Source organism: Amycolatopsis sp. NBC_01480, from assembly GCF_036227205.1.
Taxonomy (GTDB): domain Bacteria; phylum Actinomycetota; class Actinomycetes; order Mycobacteriales; family Pseudonocardiaceae; genus Amycolatopsis.
In genome coordinates this window covers 6,528,180-6,541,635 of the sequence record NZ_CP109442.1, presented here as the reverse complement: position 1 = coordinate 6,541,635, position 13,456 = coordinate 6,528,180, and the positions used below count along the sequence as shown (strand labels likewise).

Below are 13,456 nucleotides of genomic sequence, written 5' to 3'. Positions count from 1 at the left end.
AAAGCCTCCTTGCCTGCGTAGAGCGCCGGTAAGGAGGCCTTGACGGCGGTGGTTCCGGGGTCAGCCGGCGGGCGGCAGCAGGCCCAGCACCTCGGACCACGGGCGCCGGGGGTCGAGCCGGTGCAGCCGGACCCCGGCGCCCGCGAGCGTGTCCAGGTGCCGGCGCCAGGCCGGGTGGCGCACCCGGGTGTCCTGGATCTGGTAGGCGAGCACGATCGTCACGCCGGGCGCGCCGAGCACGTCGCCGAGCAGGGTGAGCGCCTGGTTGTCGGCGAGCCCGAGGGCCAGCTTGGCCACCGAGTTCGCCGACGCGGGGGCGAACAGGAACACCGCCGGGTCCGGGTGCGGCCGCGGCTCGCCCGGGAGCCGTCCGCTGTGCCGGACCGGCAGGTCGGTGGTCGCGGCCAGCTCGCCGAGGCCGCCCGTGGCGTCCAGCCAGCGGTGTGCGGTCGGGGTCAGGGTGACCGCGAGACGCCAGCCGCGCGCGGCCGCGGGCTTCGCCAGCTCGGCGGTGAACCGGGTGTCCAGCCCACCGCACGAGCTCGCGACCAGCCCGAGGTCCCTCACTGCTTGCGGAGCGTGGCGCAGAACATCGCGTCGGTGCCGTGCCGGTGCGGCCACAGCTGCACGTGCGGCCCGTCGCCCAGCTGCGGGACGCCGGGGAAGAACTCCCGGCTGTCGAGCACCTCGGCCTTGCTGCGCCGGGCGATCTCGCCGACCACGCCCTCGGTCTCGGCCAGGTGCGGCGAGCACACCACGTACGTCACCACCCCGCCCGGGCGGACCAGGTCCAGCGCCGCGGTGAGCAGTTCGCCCTGCAGCCGGGTCAGGTCCGCGACGTCGGAGGGCTTGCGCCGCCAGCGCGCCTCGGGCCGCCGCCGCAACGCGCCAAGGCCGCTGCACGGCGCGTCGACGAGCACCCGGTCGTAACCCGGTTCGAGTCCGGATTCGCGGCCGTCGGCGACGTGCACGGTCACCGGCAGGCCGGCGGTGGCGTTCTCGACCAGGCGCGCGCGGTGCGGCGCCTTCTCGACGGCGTCCACGCGGGCCCCGCTGATCTTCGCGAGCGCGCCCAGCAGCGCGGCCTTGCCGCCGGGTCCGGCGCACAGGTCGAGCCAGCGCTCGTCGGAGCCGTCCAGCGGCGCCTTGGTCGCGGCGATCGCGCACAGCTGGCTGCCCTCGTCCTGCACCGCGGCGAGCCGTTCGCGTACCGGCTCGACGTTGGACGGATCGCCGGCGCCGGCGGGCAGCCGGACGCCGTAGGGCGAGTACGGCGCGGGGTCGCCGCCGGTGATCGCGGCCAGCTCGTCGGCGCTGATCTCGCCGGGCCGGGCGACCAGGTGCACCTCGGGCCGGGCGTCGTCGGCCGCCAGCGCCGCCTTCAACTCCTCGCCCTTGTCCCCCAACGCTTCGGCGAAGGACCGCGCGACCCAGCGCGGGTGCGCGGTGCGCAGCGCGTACGCGCCGATCGGGTCGGTGGCCTCGTCCGGCGCCAGCTGGTCCAGCCAGGTTTGTTCGTCCTTTTCGGACACCCCGCGCAGGATCGCGTTGGCGAATCCCGTGGCCCACGAACCCGCTTCGGCGCGGACCAGATCCACAGTGGACCCGACCGCGGCGTGCTGCGGGATACGGGTGCGCAGCAGCTGGTAGACGCCGAGCCGGAGCGCGTCGAGCACCACCGGGTCGGTCTTCTCCACCGGGCGCTCGGCGCAGGCGCCGATGACCGCATCCAGCAGGCCCTGGGCCCGCGAAGCGCCGTACGTCAGCTCCGTGGCCAACGCGGCGTCGCGGCCGGTGATCCGGCGCTCGCGCAACAGCTGCGGGAGCACGAGGTTCGCGTACGCGTCCTTCTCCCGCACCGCCCGCAGCACGTCGAACGCGGCCTGACGGGCCGGATCGACCTCCGGCGGGCGTCGCGGACCTTCCTTGCGCGGGGCCGGACGGTCCCGCTGCGGCCGTGACGGCCGCCGTTCGCCTCGCTCGTTCACCGCAGGCGCTCTCCCTCGTCGATCCGTGTACCGCGCGCCCAGTCGGTGGCCGCCATCCGTTTCTTGCCCGGCGCCTGGACTTCGCCCAGCCGCAAGGGTTTCGTCGCCGTGCCGACCAGCACGCGCTTGCGCTCCACCACGATCTCGCCCGGCTGCGGGCCGGGTTCGTCGACCACCGTGACCGGTCCCAGCTTGAAGCGCTCGCCGCGGAACTCCGCCCACGCGCCCGGCTCCGGCGTCACCGCGCGGATCTGCCGGTCGACGGCCGCCGCCGGGTCGGCGAACGACACCCGCGCGTCGTCCACCGTGATCTTCGGCGCATAGCTCAGGCCCTCGGCAGACTGTTCGACCGCGCGCAGGGAGCCGTCCGCGATGCCGTCCATGGTGGACAGCAGCAGGTCCGCGCCGGACACGGCGAGCCGGCCCAGCAGCGCTCCCGCGGTGTCGGTCGGACCGATCTTCTCGGTCACCACGCCGAACACCGGCCCGGCGTCCAGCTCCTTGACGATGCGGAAGGTGGAGGCGCCGGTGATCTCGTCACCCGCGCGGATCGCGGACTGCACCGGCGCGGCGCCGCGCCACGCGGGCAGCAGCGAGAAGTGCAGGTTCACCCAGCCGTGGACCGGGATGTCGAGCGCGGACTGCGGCAGCAGCGCCCCGTACGCGACGACGGGGCAGGCGTCGGGCGCCAGCTCGGTCAGGCGCGCCAGGAACGCGGGGTCACCGGCGCGCGCGGGCGTCAGCACCTCGATGCCGTGCTCGTCGGCCAGCGCGCCGACGGGCGAGCGCACCACCCGGCGGCCGCGCCCGGCCTGAGCGTCGGGCCGCGTGACAACGGCGACCACTTCGTGGCGGCCGGACTCGAGCAGCGCGCGCAAGGACGGCACGGCGGGATCGGGGGTGCCCGCGAAGACAAGCCGCATCACGGCACCTCCGCCGGGTAAAGGGGAAATTCACACTGGTCGAACATCGGGGTCGAGTCTAGAAGGCACCGTCACCCACTGCTCGGCGCGGGCCCGGCGCCCGACCTGCGCACCGGGCGCTGTCCTCGACGCGAACGGGCCCGGTTGGTGCCAGGATCGGGGCATGACCACGCTCAAGGCGACCCTGCACGACGATCTGACCGCCGCCATCAAGGCCCGCGACCAGCTCCGCTCGGCCACGCTCCGTCTCACTCTGTCAGCGATCGGCTACGAGGAGACCGCGGGCAAGACCGCCCGCGAGCTGTCCGACGAAGAGGTGCTCAAGATCATCACCCGCGAGGTGAAGAAGCGCCGTGACGCCGCGGAGGCGTTCGAAAAGGGCGGCCGCGCCGAGTCCGCCGCCCGCGAGCGCGCCGAAGCGGAACTGCTCACGAGCTACCTCCCGGCCCAGCTCACGGACGAGGACCTGACGGCCATCGTGACGGCCGCCGTCGCGGCGACCGGAGCCAGCGGCCCGGCCGCAATGGGCGCGGTGATGAAGGAGGTCCGCCCGAAGGTCGCTGGCCTCGCCGAAGGCGGCCGCGTGGCCGCCGAAGTGAAACGCCAACTGGCCGGCTGACGCGAAGGGCTCGTGAGTGGCTATGACGGTTCTAACCGGCTGTCATGTTTCAGGACTTCGTGAACAGATGTGTTTCAGGACTTCGTGGACGGTTTGTGGCTGGTCAGTGGTTGGTAGCGTACTGATCGGTCGAGGGTGAGGTGGCGGGCGACGGTGTTGTTGATCATGACGGTGACGCGGTCGCCTTGCCAGTAAACGGTCGCGGTGTGGCCGGCCCAGGCGCGGCCCAGGACGATGGAGCAGCCGGAGAAGGCGATCACGCCGGTGGTGGAGACGGGGCGGGTGGTGACGCCGCTGGGCCGGTGGGCGGCGGTGCTGGGGGCGGTTTTGGGGGTGGCGTCGTAGCGTTGCTGCGGGGTTTCGCCGTCCAGGCTTTGGTGGCGGCGGTGGTTGTAGATCGTCCGGTACTCGTCGAGAAGTTGTTGCAGCTCGGGCACCGTGGTGGGCGTGGGCCGGGCGCGGAGCCATTTTTGCAGGGTTTGGTGGGAGCGTTCGTTCTTGCCGCAGGTCTGCGGGTGATAGACCGAGGAGGCGATGGCGGCCACGCCTCGTTCGGCGAGGTGGCGTTCCAGCTCGGCCGTCCTCCCGCGGTGTTTGCCGGAGAAGGCCAGTCCGTTGTCGGACAGCACTTTCACGGGCAGGCCGTAGCCGGCGAAGGCGTGTTGCAGCGCGGTCCAGGTGTCGGCGCCGTTCTCGCTGGCCGCGGCGTAGGAGCCGACGTCGAGGCGGGAGTGGTCGTCGAGGATCTGGATGATGCAGACCTTGGTGCCATCGGCGAGGTAGTGCTCCATGCCGTCGATCTGCCAGCAGCCGTTGGGGTCGGCGTATTCGAACCGGCGCCGGGTCCGGGGCTTCTTGCGGGGTTCCGGGACGATCTGGCCGTGCTCGCACAGGATTCGGTAGACCGCGGACTGCGACGGCAGCGGGGTGACCCCGGTGTCCTCGAGCCGCCAGCGGATGGAGATCGGCCCGTTGTCCAGGCCCTCACCGGCTAGTTCTTTGCGCGCTCGCAGCACCGCCTCGGCCACCCCGGCGCCCAGAGCCCTCGGATGGTGGTGCGGGGCGGTGCTGCGGCGGGTGAACCCGTCCACGCCCTCGGCCCGGAACCGGGCCAGGTACTTGTGGAACACCCCCGGGACACGCCGTGCTCGCGGCAGAACCGCGCAATGTTGACCTTCTCGCCCGCCGCGACCTGCGCGACCGCGGCAACGAACTCAGGATCCATCGAAAACCCTGCTCTGCCCATCGCCGCATGATCACCACACACGCCCTGGTCACCACGCCGACAGGCCGGTCAGTGTCCACGATGTCCTGAAACATCAACTGTCCACGAAGTCCTGAACTGCAACAGACGGTTCTAACCGGCATGAACACTCACGACCATCGTCACTGCCACCGACGCCGGTCCGGCGGAGGCGCCGGTGACGGCCTCCGCCAGCATCGCCGTGGTCATACCCGGGTCAGGCGCCTGGCCACGAGGTCACGGTCGAAGTCGTGGTCACGGTCGAACTCGCGGGCGCGCTCGAGGTAACGGGCCCGCTCGAGGTCGCGGGCGCGGTCGCGCTCGCGGCGGCGCTCGGAGGTGAGCAGCCAGGTCCACCGCCAGCCCGCCGCCACCGCGACGAGCGAGCCCACGAGGGACACCAGGAACGCCTGTCCGACGAGCCCGTCGAGCGGCGCGACGCTCAGCAGCACCAGCAGCGCCCAGACCTGCGCCACGGTGAACGGGATGACCAGCGCGGCCGCGTAGACCCCGCGACGCCAGCGGATCGGTTGCGGTACGGGAAGAAACGGTTCCATGGGGTGCCTCCCTCGGTGGTGGAACTCCAGCAAACCCCTGGTCGAGCGCGGAATCTGTGTCAGCAGACACGTTCAGCGCGCCAGTCTTCGCAGTTCGTCCATCCGATGGATCGTCAGCCGGCGCCGGCCGGTGCTGATGACGCCCCGCTCCCGCAGCTCCCGGGTGACCCGCGCCCACGATTCCCGCGAAATCGCCGCCGTCGTCGCCAGTTCCGCCTGCGTTCCGGGCACTACGACTTCGATGTCCGCACCTCGCCGGACGCCGTGCTGAACGGCCAGTTGCATGAGCCGCGCGGCCACCCGCCTGGCGATCGCCCCGCCGCCGAGGTCGAGCCACTGCTTCCCGACGTCCCGGAGCCGTTCGCTCAGGACGAGCAGCAGCGCCCACGAGATTTCCGGCTCCCTGCGGCACAAGGCGGCAAACCGGCTGCCGGGCACTTCGAGCGCCTCGACGTCGTCCAGCGCCTCGACGGTCGCCGAGCGAGGCCCGCCGTCGAGCACCGCCAGCTCTCCGACCACATCACCGCTCCCCCGCACGGCGATCAGGACTTCACGCCCGTCGGCGGTCACGGTGACGATCCGCGCGTGCCCGCGGATCAAAACCAGCACGATCCCGCCCGGATCCCCTTCGCGGCAGAGGATTTCGCCGCGCCGGTAGACCCGCTGCGTCCCGAGCGGCATGATCTTCGCGCGATCGGAGGGGCCGAGCGCGGTCCAGAACCCCTGCACCTCCATACCCGGCCCTTCGTGGTCGCGACGAGATCTTCATTTTCCGCCCGGCAGCAGGGTTTTACGCGCTGAGGCCGGTCCTGGGCAGCACCGGCTCCGCACCGCGGATCCGTCCCCGCATGCGCTGCCCGCCGACCCGCACCGAGACCTCGTGGCCGAACGCGCCGCTGTCGATGCCCTCGTACCCGTGCCGCACCACCGTCCGGTAGATCTCGCTGGAGACGACGAGGACCAGCGGGTCCGGGGAGTTCTTGAGCCACCGCTTGACGACCGGCGCGTCGAGGAGGCGGCAGGCGAAGTCGATGTCCTCGCCGTACGCCCCGTGCCCGTCGTAGTGGACATCGCCGGCGTGCAGCGCGACCCGCAGCCGGAACGCCTCCCCCCGCGGCTGTTCCGCCGCGCGCCACAGCTCCTGCGCGAGGGCCGGCACGAACCTGGTGAGCAGCACGGTCTTCGGCACCTCGTCCACCGGGCGGACCAGGCACAGCGCCCCGTCGCCCCGGTCGATCATCGGGTCCCGGAACTCCTCGTCGATCCCGCCGGCGAGGAACGCCGCCTCGAGCAGGCTCCGCAGCCTCTCCCTCATCAGGGCGCGCTCCGGGTTGGTCAGCATCGTCGATCCTTCGACGTCGACCGCCACTATCGTCCGGTGGAGAGGCATACCGAGCACTCGAGAATCCATGGCCGGCTCCTGGGGGTTTCAGAAGCGTACTGAAATCTACTGAAATTTCACACTTGCTACTATAAAGCTTGAAGTCTCCTGGTACAACCGCCGTGCCCGACGCGACACAACCCCTGCACCTGCATGTAACGTCCCCTATCGTTGTTCCGACACCCTTCATGTCCCCCTGCGGGCAGTTGCCGATGAGGTAAGGTAGACTCCCGCGAATTCACCCACTGGCTGAATTTCACTGAAGGGCCTGAAGCTGTGGCCGGAGACAGCGTGACGCTCGCCGAGCGGCTGCGTGACCTGCGCAAGCAGGCCTGGCCGGGGGTGGCGCTGACCCAGACACACCTGGCCAGGGCCTTCGGGGTGAGCACCGGGCTGCTGTCTTCCTGGGAGAACGCGGTCGTCCCGCCGCCGGTCCGGCTCGAGGCATACGCGGCCTTCTTCGCCACCAAGCGCTCGATCGAGCGCAAGCCCTACCGGGTGCTTTCGGTCGTCGACCTCCTCCCCGAAGAGCGCGATCGGCGAAACGCGCTCCTGAAGGAGCTCCAGCAGCTGCGTGACGGCATCGACACGGACGCTGGATCGCCCGCAGCAGCCGCGGGACCCCGCAACCTGTGGCAGTTCCCGCCGAACGAGGACATCGTGATCGTCTGCGCCCGGCTGCCGGAGTATCTGCGGCAGAAACCCTTCGCTGACCCCGAGAGCCCCGATTATGTGGAGCTGTACACCTACGCGGACCTCGATTCCCTGGTCGAGCTGGTGGGCCACATCCGCATGTGCAACCCCGACAGCGAGGTGACCTTCCGGACCACGGACGAGCGCACCCCGCTGAAGCGCGACGACAACACCGCGCACCTCATCGTGCTCGGCGGGGTCGACTGGAACACCCAGGCCCGGGCGCTGCTCAACCTGATGAGCCTCCCCGTGCGGCAGGTGCAGCGCGACGGACCCGACGGGCCGCTCGGCGGGTTCGAGGTCAGCCTCGACGACGGCAGCACCGAGTTCTTCTCCGCCGAGCTGGACCCGGCCGGGCACCTGGTGTCCGACGTCGCCCAGCTTTACCACGGCCGCAACCCGTTCAACCCGGAGCGAACGGTGACCTTGTGCAACGGCACGTTCGGTCGCGGGACCTACGGCGTGGTCCGGGCGCTGACCGACAAGCGATTCCGGGTGCGCAACCAGGAGTGGCTGGACGAGCGTTTCGGCAAGGCGGACTCCTTCAGCATCATCAGCCGGGTCACCGTTTTCCGCGGCGCGGCCATCACTCCCGACTGGGCGCTCACCGACGCCTGTCTGCACACCTGGTCTCAGAAGGGCAGCGAATGACAGCGACGCCGATCGAGGGCCAGGTCCTCGTCGACCAGCACTCCAGTCACCAGAAACTGGTGGACCAGGTCGACGCGGCTCGCGTGACCCCGCGGAATCTGGATGCGATCATCGTGCCCACCAGCCGCCGGCCGGGAGGCCTCGCCAACGCGATCGAGGCGGCCCGCGCGACCAAAGCGACGCTGATCGTCTTGTGCAGCAAGGACGCGTCCGTGGCGGAGACGATGGTCGCGGTCAAGGAAAGCGGGGTCCGCGGCTACGGCGTGGACCTCGGCCTGCTGGACCGCGAGCGGCTGCTGCCCCGCTTCGAGACGGAGACCCTGCTTGCGGACCTCGGTTTCGCCCGTGGCACCGACACCAGCCTCAAACGCAATCTGGGCCTGATGATCGCGAGTCTGGCCGGCTGGAAGCGGGTCCTCTTCCTGGACGACGACATCGCCTTCCCCGCCCCGAAGGACCTCGGCGCCGCCGCGGGCCTGCTCGGCAAGTACGCCGCGGTCGGGCTGACCAATTCCGGGATGCCCGACAACTCGGTCGTCTGCCACGCGCTCCGCAGTTCCGGCCGGGAACAGGACACCTTCGTCGGCGGCGGTGCGCTCGCCGTCGAGCGCCGGGCTTTCGGCTCGTTCTTCCCCGACATCTACAACGAGGACTGGTTTTTCCTCCTCGACGACCAGCGACTGCTGCGGACCGCCGTCACCGGCACCGCCCACCAGGAGCCCTACGACCCCTATCACAGCCCGCAGCGCGCCGAGTCCGAGGAACTGGGCGACACGCTGGCCGAGGGGCTGTTCGGGCTGCTCGACGATCGCCGGGCGCCCGGCAACGCGACCTTGGACTACTGGACCACCTTCCTCGACAGCCGGCGACGGCTCATCCGGGAGCTGCTGGACGAAACGCCGGACTGGGGCGACACCCAGCACATGCACCTGTCGCTGAAGGCCGCCCTGAGCCAGAGCGAGCGGATCGAACCGGAGTTCTGCGTCGAATACCTGGAACGCTGGCGCGAGGACCGATCGGCGTGGAGCAGCTACCTGGAAATGCTGACCGTCCTGCACGGTGAGAACAACAGCATGGAGGACGTGTTCGGCGCCCTCTCCCTGTCCAATGCCGTCCAAAGCGCCCGCTAGGACGGGTGCCCGCAGGCTCCCTCGGCGAGCCGCCTCGGATGGCGGCCCAGCAGGTCCTTCACCATCACCCGGCACAGTTCCGGCTCGGTGACCACGCTCCCGTCGGGGGCCGTCCGCGTGGCGTTGCAGACGACCTCGCCACGGCCCCAGTCGTGGTAGCCGAGCCTGCGGTACAGGCGCGCGGCGCGGTGGTTGTCCGTCCGGACCGCCAGGGCGCCGAGGTCGTGGCCGAGCTTGACCAGGCTCTCTTCGGCCGCTTCGACGAGGGCCCGGCCGATGCCCCGGTTCCGCAGCCCCTCCCGGACCTCCAGGTGGGTCAGCAGCGGCACACCGGGCAGGTGTTCCCGGATCGGGGCCTCCTCGGCTTCTTCCAGCCATAGGTAGAGGTCGCCGACCGGCTCGGGTCCGTGCCACGCGGTGTACAGGACGCCCAGCCCCTTCGTCTGGCGGAGCAGGCGGTCCTCGAAGTAGCCGGGATCCCCCAGCTGCGTCGCGAGGACGGCGAGGTCCGCCTGCTCGGCCGACCTGATGGCAGCCTCGGTCATCGGTGGGGGCTCCTCCTCACCGGGCCGGCGTCACGACGTCGAAGGGACGGCTCGGGCGCGTCGGCCCGGGCCGGGTGGCCACCCGCCGGATGCCCGGTCCGGACGATCGCCCCCCTTCCCAGCGTATGGGGCGGCTCTGTGCGGACGAAGCCCGCCAGAAGCAGCAGTCACCGGCCGCAAACGGCCTAGCCGCGCCTAGTGTTGTGTGTTCCTGTTTCCTTGCGTGGCAAGCGCAAGACGAACAGGATCACGCGACACTAGATCAGGTCGAGGGGGTCGAGCTGGATGCGGATCGGTTCGGTGGCCTTGCGGGCGTCGCGGCGGGCGGCGGCGGCGTGGACGGCCGCGGCGAGGGCCTTGCCGTCCGGGCGGGCGACGCGGACCAGGGCCCGTTCGCGCGCGGCGTTGCCCTCGTCGTCGAAGTCGCCGAGGGGGACGGGGCCCAGCACTTCGCCCGAGCCGGGCAGCGGGAGGTCTTCCAGGACGCTCGCGACGGCGTCCGGGGTGCCTTCGACGCTCGCCATCCGCATAGCGGGCGGGAAACCGAGGTCCCGGCGCTCGGCCAGCTCCTGCGAAGCGTGCCAGGCCGGGTCCCAGCGGACCAGCGCCTGTACCACAGGCAGGCCCGCCTCCGCGCCGACCACGATGCGCCCGCCCGACGACGCCGGGCGCACCAGCGAGCCCGCGGCCATCCAGCGCCGCAACGTCTCCTCCGACGCGCGCAGGTCCTGGCGGCCCAGCAGCGCCCAGCCGTCCAGCAACAGCGCCGCGCCGTAACCGCCCTCGGCCACCGGCTCTGCGCCCGGCGTGCAGACCACCAGCGCCGGGCGGCCCGGCACGCTCGCCAGCACTTCCGCGGCCCCCGACGTCCGCACCGGCACCCCCGGGAACGCCCGTCCCAGCTCCTCCGCGGTGCGCTTGGCCCCGACGATCACCGCCCGCAGCCGCACAGAACCACAAGCCACACAACGGAAAGCCGTCTCCGGCACGCCGCACCAGCGGCACGCCGGCGGCTTCGGCGAGCCGTCCACGGAGCCGCCCGGCAGCGCCAGCGGGCCCGCGCACCGGCGGCAGTGCGCGGCCGTCCGGCAGTTGCCGCACGCCAGGCCCGGCACGTACCCGCGCCGCGGCACCTGCACCAGTGTCGGGAGTCCGGCCGCGAACGCCTGCCGCGCCGCTTCGAACGCCACCGCGGGCAGCCGTGCGACGCGGGCGGCCTCGTCACGGGCCACGTCGAAGTCCTCGCCGACCGGGGTCACCCGCGGGGCCGCCGCACGCAGCTCGACGCGGTCGGCCAGCACCGGCTGCGCCCAGCCGGACTCGACCAGCAACTGGGCCTCCGCCGTCCGCGCGAAACCGCCGACCAGCAGCGACGCCTTGGCCGCGTGCGCCCGGTCCATCAGCACGTCACGCACGTGCGGGTACGGCGCGTGCGGGTCGAGGTGCAGATCGTCGCCGTCGTCCCAGACCACGAACAGGCCCGGGTCGGCCACCGGCGCGAACATCGCCGCGCGGGTGCCGACCACCACGCGCACCGCGCCGCGCAGCACGGCGAGCCACCGCCGGTACCGCTCGGCCGGCCCCAGCCCGGCGATCAGCGCGACCACGGCGTCCTCGCCCACCAGCTCGGCGCAGGCCTCGTGCACCCGCGTCAGGTCCCGGTGGTCCGGCACCACCAGCAGCGCGCCCCGCCCCTGCGCGGCGGCCACGGCGGCGGCCTCGGCGAGCCGCCGCGGCCAGTCCTCCCCCGGCAAGGCCTGCCAGACGGCGTTGGCGGGCTTGCCCTCCGCCGTCGCCTCCAGGAAGGCCGGGCCACGCTGGTATCGGGACCACGCCGAGACATCGGGCGCGGGCGGCGCCGGCGCGGGCTCGGCGGGCGGCTCCCCCTCGACCTTCGCGTGCCGCGGCGGCAGCGCCAGCCGCAGGACGTCGGAAAGCGTGCCCCCGTAACGATCCGCCACCGCCCGGCACACGGTGTGCAGCGGCGGCGGCAGCACGGCCTCGCTGGAGGTGACCCGCTCCAGGAACGCCAGCTTCCGCTCGTACTCCGTGGTCTCGGCGCGCTCGACGAGGTACCCGTCCACCAGCTGCCCGGCGAACCGCACGCGCACGCGGCAGCCGGGCACCGCGGCCTCGTCCAGTTTGTCCGGCACCTGGTAGTCGAAGGTGCGGTCCAGGTGCGCCAGCGGGATGTCGACCACGATCTTCGCCACCGGCAACTGGGCCGCCGGCTGCTGCTGTCCCTTGCGCGGCAAGGACTTCTTCGCGCCGGGCTTCCCGGCGGCCTTCGCTTTCGCGGCGCGCGGCGACGCGGCCTTCGGCTCCGGCTCGGAGCGCGAAGGCTCCGGGAGGTCCCACAGCGGGGCGGGTTCGGAGCTGCTCACCCCGTGATCTCTACCAGACCCCGCCGACAGTCCCGCCGCCAGAATGCCCTGAAGGCCACCATGAGGGCCGGACATGCCCTCATGGTGGCCTTCAGGGACCCGGATGGGTCAGAAACAGCTCAGGCGCCGGCGAGCGAGCGCAGCGCCTCGGCGCGCGAGGTGGTCTCCCACGGCAGGTCGAGGTCCGGCCGGCCGAAGTGCCCGTACGCCGCGGTCTGCGCGTAGATCGGGCGCAGCAGGTCCAGGTCGCGGATGATCGCGGCCGGGCGCAGGTCGAACACCTCGTTGATGGCGGCCTGGATCTTCGACGGGTCCACCGTCTCGGTCCCGAAGGTCTCCACGAACAGGCCCACCGGCGCGGCCTTGCCGATCGCGTACGCCACCTGGACCTCGACGCGGCCCGCGAGCCCAGCGGCGACCACGTTCTTGGCCACCCAGCGCATCGCGTACGCGGCGGAGCGGTCCACCTTCGACGGGTCCTTGCCGGAGAACGCGCCGCCGCCGTGGCGGGCCATGCCGCCGTAGGTGTCGACGATGATCTTGCGGCCGGTCAGCCCCGCGTCGCCCATCGGGCCGCCGATGACGAACCGGCCGGTCGGGTTCACCAGCAGCCGCACGCCCTCGGTGTCCAGCTGCAGCTCCGCGAGCTCCGGCTCGACCACGTGCTTCTTCACGTCGACGCCGAGCATCTGCTCCAGGTCGATGCCGTCCGCGTGCTGGGTGGACACCACCACGGTGTCGAGGCGCACCGGCTGCTCGCCCGCGTACTCGATGGTCACCTGGGTCTTGCCGTCCGGGCGCAGGTACGGCAGCACGCCGTCGTTGCGGACGCCGGTCAGCCGGCGCGAGAGCCGGTGCGCCAGCGCGATCGGCAGCGGCATCAGCTCCGGGGTGTCCGAGCAGGCGTAGCCGAACATCAGGCCCTGGTCGCCCGCGCCCTGGCGGTTGATCTCGTCCTCGTCCGACTCCACCCGCGACTCGTACGCGGTGTCGACGCCCTGCGCGATGTCGGGCGACTGCGAGCCGATCGCCACGTTCACACCGCAGGAGTTGCCGTCGAAGCCCTTGGCCGACGAGTCGTAGCCGATGCGGAGGATGACGTCGCGCACGATGGTCGGGATGTCCGCGTACGCCTCGGTGGTCACCTCGCCGGCCACGTGCACCTGGCCGGTGGTGATGAGGGTCTCGACGGCGACCCGGCTGCGCGGGTCCTTGCTGAGCAGGCCATCGAGGATCGAGTCGCTGATGGCGTCACAAATCTTGTCGGGATGGCCCTCGGTCACCGACTCCGACGTGAACAGCCTTTTGGTGGACGCAGTCACGAGCCCCGTCACTTCCCTCG

13 protein-coding genes are annotated in these 13,456 nt (G+C 71.8%); 3 read left to right on the top strand and 10 right to left on the bottom strand.

Annotated elements, in window-relative coordinates; all coding sequences use genetic code 11:
- Positions 1-60: 60 nt before the first annotated feature.
- From OG371_RS31270 to fmt, 3 genes are read right to left on the bottom strand one after another with little or no spacing between them, the layout of a single operon-like run.
- Positions 61-567: a flavoprotein gene (locus OG371_RS31270; RefSeq protein ID WP_329059064.1), complete on the bottom strand. Its 507-nt coding sequence runs from the start codon at positions 565-567 to the stop codon at positions 61-63.
- Positions 564-1,988, bottom strand: a complete 1,425-nt coding sequence (locus tag OG371_RS31265) for an RsmB/NOP family class I SAM-dependent RNA methyltransferase (RefSeq protein WP_329059063.1) — start codon at positions 1,986-1,988, stop codon at positions 564-566. The genes OG371_RS31270 and OG371_RS31265 overlap by 4 nt, the downstream gene beginning before the upstream one ends.
- A complete protein-coding gene (gene fmt, locus OG371_RS31260; protein WP_329059061.1) occupies positions 1,985-2,911 on the bottom strand; it encodes a methionyl-tRNA formyltransferase in 927 nt (308 codons plus the stop codon). The genes OG371_RS31265 and fmt overlap by 4 nt, the downstream gene beginning before the upstream one ends.
- 163 nt (positions 2,912-3,074) lie before the next feature.
- On the opposite strand from fmt, the gene OG371_RS31255 reads away from it, so the two are divergent.
- Positions 3,075-3,530, top strand: coding sequence for a GatB/YqeY domain-containing protein (locus tag OG371_RS31255; protein WP_329059060.1), 456 nt, complete (start codon positions 3,075-3,077; stop codon positions 3,528-3,530).
- Positions 3,531-3,604: 74 nt separating this feature from the next.
- On the opposite strand, the gene OG371_RS31250 is transcribed toward OG371_RS31255, so the two are convergent.
- The 4 genes from OG371_RS31250 to OG371_RS31235 all read right to left on the bottom strand — a co-directional run bounded on the left by OG371_RS31250 (position 3,605) and on the right by OG371_RS31235 (position 6,672).
- On the bottom strand, positions 3,605-4,660 hold the full coding sequence (locus OG371_RS31250) for an integrase core domain-containing protein (protein ID WP_329059058.1): 1,056 nt from the start codon (positions 4,658-4,660) through the stop codon (positions 3,605-3,607).
- 319 nt (positions 4,661-4,979) lie between these two features.
- Positions 4,980-5,330 carry a hypothetical protein gene (locus OG371_RS31245; protein WP_329059057.1) on the bottom strand — a complete coding sequence of 117 codons (351 nt, stop codon included), beginning with the start codon at positions 5,328-5,330 and terminating at the stop codon, positions 4,980-4,982.
- A 72-nt stretch (positions 5,331-5,402) separates the two neighbouring features.
- Positions 5,403-6,065, bottom strand: a complete 663-nt coding sequence (locus OG371_RS31240) for a Crp/Fnr family transcriptional regulator (RefSeq protein WP_329059055.1) — start codon at positions 6,063-6,065, stop codon at positions 5,403-5,405.
- A gap of 55 nt (positions 6,066-6,120) precedes the next feature.
- Positions 6,121-6,672: a hypothetical protein gene (locus OG371_RS31235; RefSeq protein ID WP_329059054.1), complete on the bottom strand. Its 552-nt coding sequence runs from the start codon at positions 6,670-6,672 to the stop codon at positions 6,121-6,123.
- Positions 6,673-6,987: 315 nt separating this feature from the next.
- Here OG371_RS31235 and OG371_RS31230 point away from each other — a divergent pair, with 315 nt between their 5' ends.
- Positions 6,988-8,055 (top strand): helix-turn-helix domain-containing protein, encoded by a 1,068-nt coding sequence (locus tag OG371_RS31230; protein ID WP_329059053.1) that lies wholly within the window; start codon positions 6,988-6,990, stop codon positions 8,053-8,055.
- Positions 8,052-9,185 (top strand): hypothetical protein, encoded by a 1,134-nt coding sequence (locus tag OG371_RS31225; protein ID WP_329059052.1) that lies wholly within the window; start codon positions 8,052-8,054, stop codon positions 9,183-9,185. The genes OG371_RS31230 and OG371_RS31225 overlap by 4 nt, the downstream gene beginning before the upstream one ends.
- Here OG371_RS31225 and OG371_RS31220 read toward each other — a convergent pair.
- The 3 genes from OG371_RS31220 to metK form a co-directional block, all read right to left on the bottom strand.
- On the bottom strand, positions 9,182-9,730 hold the full coding sequence (locus OG371_RS31220; protein WP_329059051.1) for a GNAT family N-acetyltransferase: 549 nt from the start codon (positions 9,728-9,730) through the stop codon (positions 9,182-9,184). The two genes, OG371_RS31225 and OG371_RS31220, sit on opposite strands and share 4 nt — an antisense overlap.
- Positions 9,731-9,987: 257 nt before the next feature.
- Entirely contained in the window at positions 9,988-12,114 is a 2,127-nt protein-coding gene (locus tag OG371_RS31215; protein ID WP_329059050.1) for a primosomal protein N', read from the bottom strand.
- 119 nt (positions 12,115-12,233) lie between these two features.
- Positions 12,234-13,436 carry a methionine adenosyltransferase gene (metK, locus tag OG371_RS31210; protein WP_329059049.1) on the bottom strand — a complete coding sequence of 401 codons (1,203 nt, stop codon included), beginning with the start codon at positions 13,434-13,436 and terminating at the stop codon, positions 12,234-12,236.
- Between the last annotated feature and the right edge of the window lie 20 nt (positions 13,437-13,456).